At 54.9% G+C, this 15,557-nt stretch carries 17 protein-coding genes and 2 tRNA genes; 12 read left to right on the forward strand and 7 right to left on the reverse strand.

Annotated features, from left to right (window positions below; all coding sequences use genetic code 11):
• Complete coding sequence (locus tag AAIG39_RS05360; RefSeq protein WP_090087310.1) at positions 1-858, reverse strand: DeoR/GlpR family DNA-binding transcription regulator; 858 nt, start codon at positions 856-858, stop codon at positions 1-3.
• Positions 859-1,002: 144 nt separating this feature from the next.
• Here AAIG39_RS05360 and AAIG39_RS05365 point away from each other — a divergent pair, with 144 nt between their 5' ends.
• The 5 genes from AAIG39_RS05365 to AAIG39_RS05385 all read left to right on the forward strand — a co-directional run bounded on the left by AAIG39_RS05365 (position 1,003) and on the right by AAIG39_RS05385 (position 6,119).
• Positions 1,003-1,803, forward strand: a complete 801-nt coding sequence (locus AAIG39_RS05365) for an SDR family NAD(P)-dependent oxidoreductase (protein WP_343193347.1) — start codon at positions 1,003-1,005, stop codon at positions 1,801-1,803.
• Positions 1,804-1,902: 99 nt separating this feature from the next.
• Positions 1,903-3,039 (forward strand): ABC transporter ATP-binding protein, encoded by a 1,137-nt coding sequence (locus AAIG39_RS05370; protein ID WP_343193348.1) that lies wholly within the window; start codon positions 1,903-1,905, stop codon positions 3,037-3,039.
• Between the two features lie 9 nt (positions 3,040-3,048).
• Entirely contained in the window at positions 3,049-3,849 is an 801-nt protein-coding gene (locus tag AAIG39_RS05375) for a carbohydrate ABC transporter permease (RefSeq protein WP_090087322.1), read from the forward strand.
• A gap of 65 nt (positions 3,850-3,914) precedes the next feature.
• A complete protein-coding gene (locus tag AAIG39_RS05380) occupies positions 3,915-5,189 on the forward strand; it encodes an extracellular solute-binding protein (protein WP_343193349.1) in 1,275 nt (424 codons plus the stop codon).
• A gap of 18 nt (positions 5,190-5,207) precedes the next feature.
• Complete coding sequence (locus AAIG39_RS05385; protein ID WP_090087327.1) at positions 5,208-6,119, forward strand: carbohydrate ABC transporter permease; 912 nt, start codon at positions 5,208-5,210, stop codon at positions 6,117-6,119.
• A 65-nt stretch (positions 6,120-6,184) separates the two neighbouring features.
• On the opposite strand, the gene AAIG39_RS05390 is transcribed toward AAIG39_RS05385, so the two are convergent.
• The 3 genes from AAIG39_RS05390 to AAIG39_RS25665 form a co-directional block, all read right to left on the reverse strand.
• Positions 6,185-6,260 (reverse strand) — tRNA-Asn (locus AAIG39_RS05390).
• 111 nt (positions 6,261-6,371) lie between these two features.
• Complete coding sequence (locus tag AAIG39_RS05395) at positions 6,372-7,805, reverse strand: EmmdR/YeeO family multidrug/toxin efflux MATE transporter (RefSeq protein WP_343193458.1); 1,434 nt, start codon at positions 7,803-7,805, stop codon at positions 6,372-6,374.
• A gap of 88 nt (positions 7,806-7,893) precedes the next feature.
• Positions 7,894-7,986: a DUF5951 family protein gene (locus AAIG39_RS25665; protein WP_425503257.1), complete on the reverse strand. Its 93-nt coding sequence runs from the start codon at positions 7,984-7,986 to the stop codon at positions 7,894-7,896.
• Positions 7,987-7,992: 6 nt separating this feature from the next.
• Here AAIG39_RS25665 and AAIG39_RS05400 point away from each other — a divergent pair.
• The 3 genes from AAIG39_RS05400 (at position 7,993) to AAIG39_RS05410 (ending at position 9,231) form a co-directional block, all read left to right on the forward strand.
• Positions 7,993-8,068: transfer RNA gene (locus AAIG39_RS05400), tRNA-Asn, on the forward strand.
• 390 nt (positions 8,069-8,458) lie between these two features.
• On the forward strand, positions 8,459-8,749 hold the full coding sequence (locus AAIG39_RS05405; protein WP_090087333.1) for a DUF3601 domain-containing protein: 291 nt from the start codon (positions 8,459-8,461) through the stop codon (positions 8,747-8,749).
• A gap of 137 nt (positions 8,750-8,886) precedes the next feature.
• Positions 8,887-9,231 (forward strand): gamma-glutamylcyclotransferase family protein, encoded by a 345-nt coding sequence (locus AAIG39_RS05410; RefSeq protein ID WP_343193350.1) that lies wholly within the window; start codon positions 8,887-8,889, stop codon positions 9,229-9,231.
• Positions 9,232-9,277: 46 nt separating this feature from the next.
• On the opposite strand, the gene AAIG39_RS05415 is transcribed toward AAIG39_RS05410, so the two are convergent.
• Together AAIG39_RS05415 and AAIG39_RS05420 are read right to left on the reverse strand one after the other, a co-directional pair.
• The gene (locus tag AAIG39_RS05415) at positions 9,278-10,303 is read right to left on the reverse strand and encodes an LLM class flavin-dependent oxidoreductase (protein ID WP_343193351.1); all 1,026 of its coding nucleotides are present in this window, start codon (positions 10,301-10,303) and stop codon (positions 9,278-9,280) included.
• A gap of 149 nt (positions 10,304-10,452) precedes the next feature.
• Positions 10,453-11,337 carry a LysR substrate-binding domain-containing protein gene (locus tag AAIG39_RS05420; RefSeq protein ID WP_249569390.1) on the reverse strand — a complete coding sequence of 295 codons (885 nt, stop codon included), beginning with the start codon at positions 11,335-11,337 and terminating at the stop codon, positions 10,453-10,455.
• A 100-nt stretch (positions 11,338-11,437) separates the two neighbouring features.
• On the opposite strand from AAIG39_RS05420, the gene AAIG39_RS05425 reads away from it, so the two are divergent.
• Genes AAIG39_RS05425 through AAIG39_RS05435 form a run of 3 tightly spaced genes read left to right on the forward strand, consistent with a single transcriptional unit; the run spans position 11,438 to position 12,631 of the window.
• Positions 11,438-11,740, forward strand: coding sequence for a carboxymuconolactone decarboxylase family protein (locus tag AAIG39_RS05425; RefSeq protein WP_090087533.1), 303 nt, complete (start codon positions 11,438-11,440; stop codon positions 11,738-11,740).
• A 4-nt stretch (positions 11,741-11,744) separates the two neighbouring features.
• A complete protein-coding gene (locus AAIG39_RS05430) occupies positions 11,745-12,131 on the forward strand; it encodes a tautomerase family protein (RefSeq protein WP_090087345.1) in 387 nt (128 codons plus the stop codon).
• Positions 12,131-12,631 (forward strand): DUF4865 family protein, encoded by a 501-nt coding sequence (locus AAIG39_RS05435; protein ID WP_090087347.1) that lies wholly within the window; start codon positions 12,131-12,133, stop codon positions 12,629-12,631. Before AAIG39_RS05430 ends, AAIG39_RS05435 begins: the two co-directional genes overlap by 1 nt.
• A gap of 220 nt (positions 12,632-12,851) precedes the next feature.
• On the opposite strand, the gene fusA is transcribed toward AAIG39_RS05435, so the two are convergent.
• The gene (gene fusA, locus AAIG39_RS05440; protein WP_090087350.1) at positions 12,852-14,954 is read right to left on the reverse strand and encodes an elongation factor G; all 2,103 of its coding nucleotides are present in this window, start codon (positions 14,952-14,954) and stop codon (positions 12,852-12,854) included.
• 241 nt (positions 14,955-15,195) lie between these two features.
• Here fusA and AAIG39_RS05445 point away from each other — a divergent pair, with 241 nt between their 5' ends.
• Positions 15,196-15,507 (forward strand): ArsR/SmtB family transcription factor, encoded by a 312-nt coding sequence (locus AAIG39_RS05445; RefSeq protein ID WP_090087353.1) that lies wholly within the window; start codon positions 15,196-15,198, stop codon positions 15,505-15,507.
• Positions 15,508-15,557: the final 50 nt, after the last annotated feature.

Below are 15,557 nucleotides of genomic sequence, written 5' to 3' on the forward strand. Positions count from 1 at the left end.
TCACGCGCCTTTCGGCAACGCAGGCGCGATAATCACATCAATGTTTGCCGCCTCGAGCATCGCCGACAGCACGGGCGGCGGCGCCTGCTCGGTGATCAGGATGTCGAATTGCGCCAGCGTGGCGAGGTGAACCAGCGACATCCGTTGAAACTTACTGGCATCGCACAGCACCACTTTCAGGCTGGAACGGTTGAGATAGAGACGTTTGAGTTCCGCATCCTCAAAGGCGTAGTCATAAATCCCCTCGGCGGTCAGACCAGAGACACCAATAAAAGTGATGTCGAACCACAGGCTGGAAAACTGGTGCAGAGCCGCAGAACCTCCGGTCGACATTTCATCCGGACGCATTCGCCCGCCCGCGAGGTAGATTTCCGCCTTCGCGGAGGCAATGTCATGCGCCACGCGAATGCTGTTAGTAAAAATTTTCAAATGTGAACACTGGCTGAGATAACGCGCTGCAAGAAACGTCGTGCTACCGACATCCAGTGCCAGCGTGCGAAATTTCTTGCCGAGCTCAGCCGCCGCCGCCGCGATGCGCAGCTTAGCTTCGTGGTTTTGTAAAAGCCGGGACTCAAAACTTGGTTCTACCTGGTCAATCGCCACTGCGTTTGCGCTCTGCGGTAAAACCGCGCCACCATGCGTACGGCACAGACTGCCCTTCTGCTCCATCTCCATCAGATCCCGACGGATAGTCATTTCGGAAACGGCGAGCCTCGCGGCCAGTTCCGGTACGGACACCGCACCTTGCTGAACCAGCATCTGCATGACCTCACTCTGACGCGATGCAGCCGAACGACGTAAGCGCACACCGGATCGAGGAGCGTCGGGCTGGAAAGGCTGTGCGTCGTTGTACGTCATCGGCTGACTCCGAACATTGAAATTAACAAAAACAAACATACAAAACAAAATTTGTGATCGCAATTGTTTTTATCATAAGAAATTTGTTTTGTTGTGTTCGTTATATTGGTGTAAAAAATAATCATCAACACAGGGGAAGAGAACATGCACACATCAAATTTGACGTCCGGACACTATCCGGACCTGCAAGGAAAAGTGGCGATTGTTACTGGCGGCGCAACGGGTATTGGCTACGCCATCGCCCGTAATCTGATTCGCCAGGGCATGCGGGTCGCCATTGGAGACATTAACGAAGAAGCGGCCTGGGCAGCGGCAACCGAACTGGGCGCGAACACAGTGGCGTTTCATCTGGATGTTCGTTTACGTGAGTCTGTCGAAGAAGGATTCGGCTGGGTAGATAAAACACTGGGGGACTATGACCTGCTGATCGCCAATGCGGGCGTATCAACCATGCAAAAGGCCCTGGCGATAACAGATGATGAGTGGGATTTTAATTTTGACGTCAACACCCGGGGCATTTTCCTGACTAACCAGATTGCCGCGCGCAAATTTGTGGCGCGCAAATCCGGCACCATCGTAAATACGGCCTCGCTTGCCGCCAAAGTTGGCGCGCCGCTACTGGCCCACTACTCCGCCAGCAAATTTGCCGTACTCGGCTGGACCCAGGCACTGGCGCGGGAGCTGGCCGCAGACGGGATCCGCGTGAACGCTGTCTGTCCAGGATTCGTTAAAACCGGCATGCAGAGCCGGGAAGTACAGTGGGAAGCTCAGTTGCGCGGCATGACGCCTGAACAAGTGATCGATGATTATATTCGCCAGACACCGCTTGGTCGCCTTGAGACACCAGAAGATGTCGCCGAAGTGGTGGCCTTTTTAAGTTCCGACGCCGCGCGCTTTATGACCGGCCAGGGCGTCAATGTCACCGGCGGGGTTTATACAGGCTGATAACACGCCGTTGTGAACAAAGTAACTTTATTTCGAACAAAACCGAACATGGATGTCACCAGTCCCAGGACGGGCAACACGTAACAGAGGTAACCCAATATGGCCTCCATTGAATTACGGAACGTGTCGAAATCCTACAACGGCAATCAGCACAGCGTCCGTAATGTGAATTTGCACATCCGGGATGGTGAATTTGTTATCTTTCTTGGCCCTTCCGGCTGCGGAAAGTCCACCACGCTCCGCATGATCGCCGGACTTGAAAGTATTACCGATGGCACATTGTTAATCGACGGGCGCGATGTGAGTCATGTGGCGCCGCGCGATCGCAATATTGCCGTGGTGTTCCAGAGCTATGCGCTCTACCCGCACATGACCGTTGCCGAAAACATGGCCTTCGGCCTGAAAATGCGTGGCGTTCCGGGCAATGTGATCAACAGTAAAGTGGCCGAGAGCGCCGCGATGCTGGGACTGGATAAACTGCTGCACCGCAAACCAGCAGCGCTTTCCGGCGGGCAACGCCAGCGCGTCGCGCTGGGCCGCGCTATCGTGCGTGAACCGCAGGCCTTTTTGTTAGATGAACCGCTGTCAAACCTGGATGCCCAGTTGCGCGGCGAGATGCGCAGCGAGCTGATTAAGCTTCATCGTCGCCTGGGCAAAACCATGGTCTACGTTACCCATGACCAGGTTGAGGCCATGACGATGGCGGATCGCATTTGCATCATGCGTGATGGTCATTTGATCCAGTGCGGGACTCCGCTGGAAGTCTACAACTACCCGGTAAACACATTTGTTGCCCGTTTTCTCTCCTCCCCGTCCATTAACCTTCTCCCCTGCCTTGTGCAACAGACGGGCACGGATGTCAGCCTGCAACTGTCCGACGGTCCGCAGCTCCCGGTACCGGGCTGGATGGCCGCCGACTATCAAAACCTGGCGGGAAAACAGATGACACTCGGCGTGCGACCAGAAGATTTTCACGCCCATCCACGCAGACCGGACTGGATCCCGCTCGAGATTGCCGTCAGCGGGGTGGAAGCGCTGGGCGCGGAAAACATTGTCAGTGGCACGCTCGGTAAGGTTCCAGTGGTGATACGCCTTGATCATCATACGCACCCGAAGGCGGGCCAGACACTCAGCATCTGGCTCGATCCCAATTCACTGCATCTGTTTCACCCCGACAGTGGAGATGTGGTTGCTCGCCGTAAAACCCCGGACAACGTTGACGCCATCGGAGCGTGAGGAGCGAACATGCTACGAAAAATTGGACTTCATACGGGGCTGGTGCTGGCCTGTCTTTCAATTTTGCTGCCGGTACTGTGGATTGTGAGAACCAGCCTGGTGCCGGAATCAATGGCTTACAGCAGCGATATCTTCCCGCATTTTTCCGGGGAAAATTTCCGTTCGTTGATTGAGGACAACGGCTTTTTACGTCACTACGCCAACAGCCTGATTGTCGCTACCGGGTCGGTTGTCCTCGCCCTGCCGTTTGCCGCCGCTACCGGCTATGCCTTCGCCCGCTTTAAAACCGGCGGTAAAGCGGCGCGCTTTATTATGCTGGCGACCCAGATGTTGCCTGCGGTGGCGCTTGTGTTACCCGCCTTCGCCATGCTGCGAACCGTTGGGCTGACTAACTCGTTGTTTGGGCTGACGCTGGTCTATGCCGCGCTAAACCTGCCGTTTCTGACCTGGATCCTGATGGGTTTTTTCGAAGGGATTCCGGTTGATCTGGAGTGGGCGGCGATGACCGACGGTGCCACTGCCTGGGGGGCGTTCTGGCATGTGGTGCTGCCCGTCTCGCTGCCGGGTCTTGCGGCTTCTGCCGTGCTGGGGTTCATCCTGTCGTGGAATGAGTTCCTTTTTGCGCTGGTGCTTAGCGGGCCAGAGACCGCAACGGTCCCGGTGTCGCTTGCCGCGCTACAGACGTCGAACGGCGTACAGATTGGCAAGGTTTCGGCAGGTATTGTGCTGGCCGTCCTGCCCCTGATGGTCGCCTCACATTTTATTCAGCGTTACATCGTCAAAGGGCTCACCTTCGGCGGTGTTAAGTAAAGTCATGCCATCCAGACAGAAAATTGTCGCCGTTAACACTCCGGCACCTTCTCCAGGAGTTAATTATGTTGAATCGTAAGAAAGTCACATTGTTATCGGGTCTGATAGTCCTTAGCCTTTCGGCGTCCGTTCGGGCGGAAGATGTTGTGCTGCGTGCGTTGATGGAAGATGTTCCGGAGACGAAGATCATTGAAAAAATGCTGCCTGATTTCGAGAAGCAGTATCACATTAAAGTACAGTTCGAGAAAATCGGTTACGGCGATATGCATGACAAGCTGGTTTCGCAACTGATTCAGTCGCAGAGCTACTACAACCTGCTGGAAGTGGATTTTCTGTGGGCGGGGGAATTCAGCAAAGCCGGCTGGCTGGCTGACCTCACGCCGGATGTGAAAAAATCTAACTTTGATATGTCGGCTTTTATTCCGGCCACCGTGTCGCTGATTAATGTGACGGCCAATAAAACCACGCTGATCCCGATGTACAACTATTCCATGGGGCTGATTTACCGCACGGATGTGTTACAGGATGAGAAAATAAAGAGCGCCTATCAGGCGGAGTTTAAAAAACCGCTTGAGCAGCCAAAAACCCTGGAAGAGTACGTTACGCTTGCCAAATTTATTAAAAAGAACAGTGATATGGCTGGAGCGGCTATGCAAGGACAGCGCGGCGATCCGAACAGCATGGAGTTTTCGAATTACCTGTTCTCCAGCGGCGGCGCTTATGTAGATGATAAAGGCAAATCCGCCCTGAACAGCCCGGCGGGGAATAAAGCGATGACGCTGTATGCGGATGCCATCAAGAATGCCGCACAGACCGGTGCGCTTTCCGCCACCCTCGACGATACCGTGCGCCTGATGTGCAGCGGTAAAGCATTCAGTATGTTGACCTACTGGTGGATGCTGCCACAGCTGGATAATGCCACCGCCTGCCCGGCCGTGGCCGGTAAACTCGCGCTGACAACCGTTCCGGGTGGTCACGGGGAGAGCGGCGGCTGGGGTTGGGGTATTCCGAAGAACGTCTCAGATAAAGAAAAACAGGCCGCCTGGACCTTTATTCAGTGGGTACAGAGTAAAGAGGTCACGACTGCACGCGCATTGCAGGGGCACGCGCCTGTTCGCTCAGACGTCTATGAAAATGCCGAGGTACTGAAAAAGTATCCTTACTATAAAGACGCGCTGAATATTGTGGCGTCCGGCAAATCCTTCCCGGTCTTCTCCTATTCCGCTCAGTATGAAGATGTTCTGGGGACGCAGTTGTCCCTGCTGGCGAGTGGCGAAAATACCGTCGACAAGTCGCTGAAAAATGCATCCGACCAACTGGATAAGTTGCTGGTGAAATAAGACAAAGGGGGCCGGCAGATGGCTTTAGCTGAGGAATTTAGCGTGAAACCGAAGTACCGTTTAACAATAGACAGATTCCGCGTAACAGGCTGGGCATTCGCCCTGCCTGGGTTGCTGGCTCTGGCGATTGTGCTCGGCTTCCCTGTTATCTATTCCGTTGTACTGGCTTTTTCGTCGTATACGCTGATGCATGCGGAGATCTTCCCTTTCGCAGGGCTGGATAATTTTATCAGCGTGCTTGGCAGCGATACGTTCTGGCACTCTGCCTGGCTGACTATCCGTTATTCATTACTGACGGTGACCGGTGAATTTATTGTCGGGCTGGGTATCGCCCTGATGCTCAACAAAGTGGTGAAGACCCGCCCGGTCTATTTCGCTTTACTGACTATCCCGATGGCGATGTCGCCGGTGAGCGTGGCGCTGATCTGGCGGATGTTGCTGCAACCGAACCTCGGCATTATCAACCATATGCTGCAAAGCATTGGCCTGCCTGGCGTCGACTGGCTGGGTAACCCTACGCTTGCGTTCTGGAGCATGGTATTTATTGATGTCTGGCAGCAGATGTCATTTGTGGTGCTGATCCTCGCCGCGGGCCTGGCGTCACTGCCTAAAGATCCGTACGAGGCCGCCGAAATTGACGGTGCCAACAGCTTACAGCAGTTCTGGTATATCACCCTGCCGATGCTGCGTCCGGTTTCGGCGATTGCGATTGTGATTCAGTTGATTAACGAGCTTCGTACCTACGATCTGCCCTATATCCTGACCCGTGGCGGGCCAGGTAATGCTACCGAAGTGCTGAGCTTCTTTGCCTATCGCCGGGCGTTTCTGGGGTTGTCACTCAACGAAGGGGCCGCCGCCGCGCTGATTTTGCTGTTGATTGTGCTGGTGATGACCATCGTCTATTTCGTGCTGCTGGAACGGCGCAGATAAACGCGAAGTGGAGGAAGCAGAAAAGCAAAAACCCGCTTAAGTTGCCTTAAGCGGGTTTTCAAATTTGGCTCCTCTGACTGGACTCGAACCAGTGACATACGGATTAACAGTCCGCCGTTCTACCGACTGAACTACAGAGGAATCGTGTGAACGAGGCGCATATTAACGAGGCCTCCAGCCCTTGTCAAAGGCTGTTTTCACAAAAATGTCCGTTTGCCGATTTATTCTCCACTCTGCGGGAAAATGAAGCGCTTACGTGTGATCTCGCGGTACTTTCGTGTATTTCCACAGCCAGCGACCGCTCACCATACGCCAGTAGAAGAGCGCACCGCGCACCGCCCAGTCGAGCACCATACCGAGCCACACGCCGACCACGCCCATTCCGAGCATAATCCCAAGCGTGTAGCCCGCCACGACGCGACATCCCCACATGCCAAGCATCGATACCCACATGGCGAAACGGGCATCACGCGCCCCTTTCTGCCCCGCAGGAAGCACCCACGACGCGGCCCAAATTGGCATAAACGCGGCGTTCAGCCACAGAAGCGTCTTGACCACCTCTTTTACGTCTTCTTCATGGGTATAGAACGACGCCAGCAGCCCGGCAAAGGGCGCCGTACCCCACGCGATAAGCGTCAATATTATGGTCGACAGCCAGAACACATGACGTAGCTGTCGTTCAGCCTGGCCGCGTTGCCCTTTACCCAGCCGCTTGCCGGTAATAATGGTCGATGCCGAGCCCAGGGCGTTACCGGGGAGGTTAATCAGCGCGGCGACGGAGAAGGCAATAAAGTTACCGGCAATAACATTGGTTCCCATCCCGGCGACAAACATTTGCGTCAGCAGTTTCCCGCCGTTAAACAGTACCGACTCGATACTCGCCGGAATCCCAATTCCCATGACTTCCCAGATAATGGCGAAGTTAAGCGGCTTGAAATAGCTTTTTAGCGGGATGCGCAGCGCCGGGTTAAAGCCAATCATCAGCACCCAGATAATAGCAATCGCGCCGATATAACGGGCAATGGTCAGCCCCAGCCCGGCACCGGCAAAACCCAGCCCCGGCCAGGAGAACGCGCCGTAGATCAGGATGCTACTGATAATGATGTTGAGGATATTCATCCCGCCGTTTATCAATAGCGGAATTTTAGTGTTCCCGGCCCCACGCAGCGCGCCGCTACCGATAAGCGCGATAGCCGCCGCCGGATAACTCAGCACGGTGAGTTCCAGATAAGTCAGCGCCAGCGCTTTGACCTCCGGCGTGGCCGCCCCGGCGATAAAGTCGATGATTTGCGTGCCGAAGTAGTGAATAACCGCCGCCAGAATGATGGAGAACAGGGTCATTATCACCAGCGATTGACGCGCTGCCGCCCTCGCCCGCTTTTTATCGAGCTTGCCGAGGCTGAATGCCACGACAACAGTGGTACCAAGATCAATCGCGGCGAAAAACGACATGATCACCATATTAAAGCTGTCGGCCAGCCCCACCCCTGCCATGGCTTCTTTACCGAGCCAACTGACAAGGAAGGTACTGAGCACGCCCATTAACAGGACGCAGGTGTTTTCGAGGAAGATGGGGATGGCGAGCGGCGTGATTTCACGCCAGAACAGGACCTTATAGCTCTTGCGTTTGGCGTACCATGGCGTGCGCATGATAGCCTGGCGTATCGGGGCGACGACGTTCAAAATTGACCTTAGTGAGAAAGATGAAACTTCATTTCAAATGATGGGGGAGAATTCGTGATCCTGCAAAGCATTTCCAAAAAATTGTTGTTAATTACAGCAAACTGCCGTGATTTGCGGCAGTTGCACAAAAGCGTCTGAAATCAGGTTTGACAAAACTTTTTTCGCCGCTAAGATACGACTCCACACCGATTCCTCTGTAGTTCAGTCGGTAGAACGGCGGACTGTTAATCCGTATGTCACTGGTTCGAGTCCAGTCAGAGGAGCCAAATTTAAGAAAAGCAGACGTTTACTGACGTCTGCTTTTTGCATTTCTATCATCTGGTTATCCCTCCTCAGTCGTTCACCCTCCTCCACTAACAACCATTCGAAGCCATATCCTTTTGCTGGTAAAAAATTACAGTACGGGTAATCGGGCAGTAACAATCGTCATTAAATAATAAAGCAGCGCGTATTACTTCCCACATAACTGCACCGTAGTACGCTTAGGTAATTACCTGGATTCAAACGGAAATAAGCTTTCCATTTAAACAACAGCGGAAACATGACCTGTGTAATAACCAGCAGCAAAATAGCATTCATACCGCCAGATATAATATGTGTTCGCAGGCCCCAACGGGCCAGTATAATCAGAACAGGTCATTTATAAGAGCCCCCACATGGACACCCGCCAGCTCAAACAAACCTGTGCCCACCTGGTTGCCGGTAAATACTATAAAGTGGCAAAAACCTTCGTTGATTACGATGGCGTTACCCGCTGTAAAGGTGAAGTCTGGAAGTTTGTTGGTTCCAGTTTTTTAGCTTATGAAAGTGGGCTATCGCTGTTCTTCTGGGTCAAAGGCAAGGTCATGCACGTCAGATTGCAGGCTATCCCGGAAGAACAAGGCCATATCACTGAACACCTCGATCAATACCTTGTTGAACATAATCCCTGGTGGCGGTTCTGGTAATACGCCGCGTCAGACATTGGTCGCAAAGCAATAATAAAACGTGATGAGGAACGGGTTGCGACGTGCGTGATAACCTCTTATTTTAAGAGACTTCTTTCCCCACTGAGGGGCAATATTGCGTGAGCTAACGAGGGAAAATGGAACGTTTGTTTGTCTACGGGACACTCCGTCCGGGTCACTCTAATGCCTTTATTCTGGAAAACATCGGCGGCGAGTGGCTACCTGGATATGTGACGGGCACGTTTTATGAACGCGGCTGGGGTGCGGCGGCGGATTTTCCGGGAATTGTTTTGCAAAAGGGCGGGCCGCAGGTTCAGGGTTACCTGTTTATCTCTGAAAACCTTGAGGCGCACTGGCCCATGCTGGATGAATTTGAAGATGGCTACGATCGCGTTGAGGTTGATGTCACCACCACAAATGGCGAACAGCTCACCGCATGGATCTATCAGCTACAGCCGCAAACGCAGCCGTCAGCGATGTGAATGTAACGCCTCGCCGGTCAAACAGCACGAGGCGTTATTGGCTTTATTAATCGCGCCAGCCCATCGCCGGAGCAACATGTTTGAGGATAGACTCAATCACATGCACGTTGTATTCCACGCCCAGCTGATTCGGCACCGTCAGCAATAAGGTGTCCGCCTCGGCAATCGCCTCATCCTGTTTCAACTGTTCGACAAGCTTGTCCGGCTCGGCGGCAAAGCTGCGCCCGAAAATCGCACGGGTTTTCTCATCAAGAAAACCGACTTTATCGCTGTCGTCACGGCCTGAGCCGAAATACATCCGGTCCTGATCGTTCATCAGCGCAAAAATACTGCGACTGACCGAAACCCGTGGTGTACGGGTGTGCCCAGCTTCCGCCCAGGCTTCACGATAAGCACGGATCTGTTTTGCCTGCTGAATGTGGAACGGCTCGCCGGTTTCATCATCTTTCAGCGTCGAGCTTTGCAGGTTCATCCCCAGCTTCGCCGCCCATACAGCTGTGGCGTTAGAGCCTGCGCCCCACCAGATACGTTCACGCAGTCCGTCGGAAAAAGGCTCAGGACGCAGCAGGCCCGGCGGGTTCGGGAACATCGGCTGCGGATTCGGTTTTGCAAAACCTTCGCCACGCAGCACATCCAGTAGCACTTCGGTGTGGCGGCGAGCCATATCAGACTCGTTCTCTCCCTCCGACGGGGCATATCCGAAGTAACGCCAGCCATCAATAACCTGCTCCGGGGAGCCACGGCTGATACCGAGTTGTAAACGCCCGCCGGAGATCAAATCGGCCGCCCCCGCATCTTCTGCCATATAGAGCGGGTTCTCGTAACGCATGTCGATGACGCCAGTACCAATCTCGATTTTATGGGTTTTTGCCCCAATCGCCGCCAGCAGCGGGAACGGCGAGCTTAACTGACGCGCAAAATGGTGCACCCTGAAATAAGCGCCATCGGCCCCCAGTTCTTCGGCGGCAACCGCCAGATCGATGGATTGCAGCAACGCGTCAGCGGCCGAACGGGTTCCCGACTGCGGCGACGGCGTCCAGTGACCAAATGACAAAAATCCAATCTTTTTCATGACGTGAGTCCTTATTCTCAGGGAAATGTCGGCAGCACATAACGCCACTGCCTTTGATGCTCACTACTCTACGCATTACCTGATGAGAATAAATATCGTTTGTTTAACATAATGCATCAAATTAATTGACCGACATGCGGGTAAACGCGTTATCTCACATTCAATAATGCCGCTTCCATCAGTTGCCCCAGCTTCTCCCGCGCACCGGTATCTGCTGCATTTTCCTGCCCGTGCACCAGCATAATCCCCAGATTACCCGGTGACGGCAAAATGCCTCCGGCAACGCGCAGGTTGCCTGGCATCCCGACACGCGTTCGCAGCGTGATACCCAGCCCCGCCTGTACCGCCGCCCAGATGCCGCTCAGGCTATGGCTGACAAACACCACACGCCAGGCAATCCCCGCCCGATCCAGACAGGCGGTGGCACGCGAGCGCATCAGGCACGGGTTTTCAAACATCACCAGCGGCAACGGCTCACCCTGTGCCAGTAAGGTGCTGATCTCCAGCTCCGGATGCTGTATCCACTCAAGCTGACACTGCCCGAGAAGTTTGCCCTCGCGCGGGGGATTTTCCGACTGCCACAGGAGTGCCATATCCAGCGCGTTGTCATTGAGCGCCGAGAGCAGCGCCTGGTTGCGGTCAACCCGGGCGATGATGCGCAGCCCTGGATGGTGGCGCCTGAACTCGCCCAGAATGCCAGGCATCAGCGATTCGCCAAAATCTTCCTGCATACCAATACGGATCTCCCCCTGGAGCAGTTCGCCTTTCAACGCACGCTGCGCCTCGTCATTGAGCGCCAGCAGGCGGCGGGCATAGCCCATCAGGATCTCGCCGTTGCGGGTTAACGCAAGATGGCGACCCTGCTTCACCACCAGTTCGGCATCGCACTGGTGTTCCAGCTTTTTAAGCTGTGCGCTTACCGCCGAGGTCGATCGGCACAAGCGGCTTGCCGCCAGCGCAAAGCTGCCGCATTCAATACCGGTCACAAAACTGCGCAGCGCGTCGAGGTCAAGCGTCAGGGGAAGTTTTTCCATAATCGTCCTGAAATACGGGATGGTTAGTCGCATATAATTTGATTTTCAGGATGAAACTATTGCGCCAGAATCGCTTTACTGTCAATACGGAGAGAAAATCATGGCGAAGTCTCTTGATCGTGAAACTCTGGCCCGCGTCGCGCCGAAGCTGGCCGAACTGAGTCAGGACGTGCTGTTCAATGATATCTGGAAACGAGAGGCGCTTTCCCCGCGCGAGCGCAGCCTGCTCACACTGGGTGCGCTGACGGCGCTGGGACGTGTGCAGCAGCTTCCCTGGCATATCGGTTTCGCGCAGCAAAATGGTCTGAACCGCGAAGAAATAGCCGAAGCCTTCACCCATCTGGCATTTTACGCGGGCTGGCCTGCGGCAGTTTCTGCCCTCGGTTGTCTGGAAGAGGAGTAAGCGTATGCCCTTCACTCGCATTACTCTGCGTCAGGGATATAGCGACGCGCAAATAACACAGATTTCCGACATCCTGCAGCGCACGCTGGAAGACGAATTTACCGTCCCAGCCGGCGATCGCTTTCAGGTTTTTGAAACGCTGCCCGCCCGCCAGCGCGTGTTTGACCAGCACTATAAAAGCGGCGGGCGCAGCGATAATTTCATTCAGTTTCATATCCTGGCGGGAAAACCCCGAACGCGTGAACAGAAGCAAAATCTCTGCCGCGTACTATGCCAACGGCTACAGAGCGCGCTGGATATTCACCCGAATGATGTGATGGTGATGATCCAGTTCAATACCGTGGACGAATGGAGTTTCAGCCAGGGCCGATTGCAGTCGGAGGAGGCGTGATGATTGTGATGCAATACCGCTTTACCCTGCCCGCCGACTACGACATGGCGGTGATTGAGGCACGCATCCGGGAAAACGGCGCGAAGCTCGATGGTTTTCCTGGTCTGCTGTTCAAGGCGTACCTGGTCTCCCGGCGCGAGGACGCACATTGCGCTGAGAACCGCTACGCCCCCCTGTATGTCTGGAAAGATGCCGGTGCGATGGCGCGATTTTTACAGAGCCCCGGCTTTAAAAAGCTGACTGAGGATTTTGGCTGGCCGCAGGTTGATACCTGGCTGGCGCTGCGTTTGCCCGGTATTGATAAGGTGCGCAATAGTGCCTGGCTGTCGATAAGAAAACAGCAAATTGCCGCACACAGTGACCTTTCGGTCCTGCCACCCGAGGGGCAACTTTGCGCCTGGGATGTCAGCCGCTGGCAGTGGTTGCAGGTAGTTGTTGGCGATGCGCCGCAGGCGAGTCACGAGAATTACCGGATTGGCTATGTTGCAAGTGGAGGGTAGTCCGCAGGTGGCTTGTGTGTGGCCTGCCCCTCTCCCCAAAGTGGACAGGGAAAAACGGATAGCCCGGATAAGGCGTTTACATCGCCATCCGGGAAGGGCGTGAATCGCAGAGATCCCGGATGGCGCTTTGCTAATCCGGGTTACGTGCGGGCGAGAGTGAATGGAAACCTGCGTCATAAAAAACCCCGCCGGAGCGGGGTTTTGATTTACAGCCAACAGGTTACGCTTTGGCGCGGCTGGCAATGATGTCGTCTGCCACATTGCGCGGGGCTTCCGCGTAATGGTGGAACTCCATGCTGTAGGTCGCACGGCCCTGCGACATGGAACGCAGCGTGGTGGAGTAACCAAACATCTCCGCCAGCGGTACGTCGGCGCGGATAATCTGGCTGCCGAAACGCTCTTCCATGCCCTGCACCATCCCGCGACGGGAAGAGAGATCGCCCATAATATTCCCGGCGTACTCTTCCGGCGTTTCCACTTCCACATGCATAATCGGCTCAAGGATCGCCGGGTCCGCTTTGCGCGCGCCATCTTTAAAACCGAAGATCGCCGCCATACGGAAGGCCATTTCCGAAGAGTCGACGTCGTGATACGAACCAAACGTCAGGGTCGCTTTCACGTCCACCACCGGATAACCCGCCAGCACGCCGTTGTTCATGGCTTCGCGCAGCCCTTTTTCCACAGACGGAATATACTCGCGCGGTACCACGCCGCCTTTGGTGGCATCTTCAAACACGAAGCCACTCCCCGGCTCCAGCGGTTCAAGGCTCAGCACAACATGGCCGTACTGACCTTTACCACCGGACTGGCGTACAAATTTCCCTTCGATCTCTTTCACCGCTTTACGCAGGGTCTCGCGATAGGTGACCTGCGGACGCCCGATATTCGCTTCCACGCCAAACTCACGTTTCATACGGTCAACGATAATTTCCAGGTGTAACTCACCCATCCCGGAAATGATCGTCTGGCCGGACTCCTCGTCAGTGTGCAGGCGGAACGACGGATCCTCAGACGCCAGGCGCTGCAAGGCGATACCCATTTTCTCCTGGTCCGCTTTGGTTTTCGGCTCAATCGCGAGCGAAATTACTGGCTCCGGGAATTCCATGCGTTCAAGGGTTATCACCGCATCCGGGTCACTCAGCGTGTCACCGGTGGTCACATCCTTGAGCCCAACACAGGCGGCAATATCACCCGCCCGCAGCTCGTCGACTTCATGGCGATCGTTGGCATGCATCTGCACGATACGACCAATACGCTCTTTTTTGCCTTTCACCGGGTTCCACACTGCGTCGCCTTTTTTCAGCACGCCGGAATAGACACGGATAAAGGTCAGTTGACCCACGTACGGGTCGGTCATCAGTTTGAACGCCAGGGCCGAGAACGGCTCGTCATCGCTCGGATGACGTTCCGCAGGCTGGCCTTTTTCGTCCACGCCCTGAATCGCCGGAATATCCAGCGGCGACGGCATCAATTCAATCACCGCGTCGAGCATGCGCTGCACCCCTTTATTTTTAAAGGCGCTACCGCACAGCATCGGCTGGATTTCCCCGGCCACGGTGCGTTTACGCAGCCCGGCGATGATTTCAGCTTCGTCCAGATCGCCCGTTTCCAGGTATTTGTCCATCAGTTCATCGCTGGCTTCGGCTGCTGCAGAGACCATTTTTTCACGCCACTCCTGAGCGGTGGACAGCAGTTCATCCGGCACAGGGGCATAGCTGAATGTCATACCCTGTGTGGCGTCGTCCCAGACAATGGCGCGCATTTTGATGAGATCCACCACGCCGGTGAAATGCTCTTCTGCGCCGATAGGGATAACAATCGGCACCGGGTTCGCTTTCAGGCGGTCAATCATCATCTGCACCACGCGGAAGAAATCCGCGCCGGGGCGGTCCATTTTGTTGACGAACGCCAGGCGCGGCACATGGTATTTGTTGGCCTGCCGCCAGACGGTTTCCGACTGCGGTTGTACGCCGCCAACGGAGTCATAAACCATCACTGCGCCATCCAGTACACGCATGGAGCGTTCCACTTCAATGGTAAAATCCACGTGCCCTGGGGTGTCGATGATATTGATGCGATGCGGCTCATAACCTCTGTCCATACCTGGCCAGAAGCAGCTTACTGCCGCGGATGTAATGGTAATCCCGCGCTCTTGCTCCTGTTCCATCCAGTCGGTTGTTGCCGCGCCATCGTGTACTTCACCCAGTTTGTGGCTCATCCCGGTGTAAAACAGGATGCGTTCTGTGGTTGTCGTTTTACCGGCATCGATGTGCGCGGAGATACCGATGTTGCGATAACGTTCGAGGGGGATGGGTCGGGGCATGATGCGTCCTTAGTCAGTTTGACAATAAATGGCCGATATGGCCGTTTTGGTTTCGCAGACTATGATAGTCCAATTGTACGAGTATTCTAGTACTATTTTGAAATTTTGCGCTATCATTGAGATTGTTGGACCTGATGCATGGCGCATAGCCGTACCTGTACGCATCGGGTATATTACCGGCCAGCCGCCGATACGGGCTGCTGCTCATGATGAGCAGAGCAACCGCCGACTCAGGAAAACTATGATTGCGAACCACCCCGATACCGAACAAATATTGCTGGAAAACGTCCTTTTTGCCCTTGGTAACCCTCTTCGGCTGTCGATGATCAGGCGACTCGCCGATGGCAGTGAGTTGAGTTGCAATGCATTGCGCCCGGAGGATGTGGCGAAATCCACCATGACCCATCACTGGCGCGTGCTGCGCGACAGCGGCGTGGTCTGGCAGCGTCCACAGGGGCGGGAAAATATGATTTCGTTACGCAGGGAAGATTTGGACGCCCGTTTTCCCGGGCTGCTGGATACGTTGTTGCAGGTGATGCAGGCAGGAAGGTAAGTCCCTCTCCCCAAAGGGAGAGGCGCGAACACATCATGTCACCCCGGTAA

The organism is Phytobacter palmae, from assembly GCF_039409775.1.
In the GTDB taxonomy this organism is placed as follows: Bacteria; Pseudomonadota; Gammaproteobacteria; order Enterobacterales; family Enterobacteriaceae; genus Phytobacter; species Phytobacter palmae.

What these genes read in the sequence shown, in the direction of transcription:
- AAIG39_RS05360 (WP_090087310.1), bottom strand. Translation starts at nt 858, where the DNA reads ATGACGTACAACGACGCACAGCCTTTCCAGCCCGACGCTCCTCGATCC.
- AAIG39_RS05365 (WP_343193347.1), top strand. Translation starts at nt 1,003, where the DNA reads ATGCACACATCAAATTTGACGTCCGGACACTATCCGGACCTGCAAGGA.
- AAIG39_RS05370 (WP_343193348.1), top strand. Translation starts at nt 1,903, where the DNA reads ATGGCCTCCATTGAATTACGGAACGTGTCGAAATCCTACAACGGCAAT.
- AAIG39_RS05375 (WP_090087322.1), top strand. Translation starts at nt 3,049, where the DNA reads ATGCTACGAAAAATTGGACTTCATACGGGGCTGGTGCTGGCCTGTCTT.
- AAIG39_RS05380 (WP_343193349.1), top strand. Translation starts at nt 3,915, where the DNA reads ATGTTGAATCGTAAGAAAGTCACATTGTTATCGGGTCTGATAGTCCTT.
- AAIG39_RS05385 (WP_090087327.1), top strand. Translation starts at nt 5,208, where the DNA reads ATGGCTTTAGCTGAGGAATTTAGCGTGAAACCGAAGTACCGTTTAACA.
- AAIG39_RS05405 (WP_090087333.1), top strand. Translation starts at nt 8,459, where the DNA reads ATGGACACCCGCCAGCTCAAACAAACCTGTGCCCACCTGGTTGCCGGT.
- AAIG39_RS05410 (WP_343193350.1), top strand. Translation starts at nt 8,887, where the DNA reads ATGGAACGTTTGTTTGTCTACGGGACACTCCGTCCGGGTCACTCTAAT.
- AAIG39_RS05415 (WP_343193351.1), bottom strand. Translation starts at nt 10,303, where the DNA reads ATGAAAAAGATTGGATTTTTGTCATTTGGTCACTGGACGCCGTCGCCG.
- AAIG39_RS05420 (WP_249569390.1), bottom strand. Translation starts at nt 11,337, where the DNA reads ATGGAAAAACTTCCCCTGACGCTTGACCTCGACGCGCTGCGCAGTTTT.
- AAIG39_RS05425 (WP_090087533.1), top strand. Translation starts at nt 11,438, where the DNA reads ATGGCGAAGTCTCTTGATCGTGAAACTCTGGCCCGCGTCGCGCCGAAG.
- AAIG39_RS05430 (WP_090087345.1), top strand. Translation starts at nt 11,745, where the DNA reads ATGCCCTTCACTCGCATTACTCTGCGTCAGGGATATAGCGACGCGCAA.
- AAIG39_RS05435 (WP_090087347.1), top strand. Translation starts at nt 12,131, where the DNA reads ATGATTGTGATGCAATACCGCTTTACCCTGCCCGCCGACTACGACATG.
- fusA (WP_090087350.1), bottom strand. Translation starts at nt 14,954, where the DNA reads ATGCCCCGACCCATCCCCCTCGAACGTTATCGCAACATCGGTATCTCC.
- AAIG39_RS05445 (WP_090087353.1), top strand. Translation starts at nt 15,196, where the DNA reads ATGATTGCGAACCACCCCGATACCGAACAAATATTGCTGGAAAACGTC.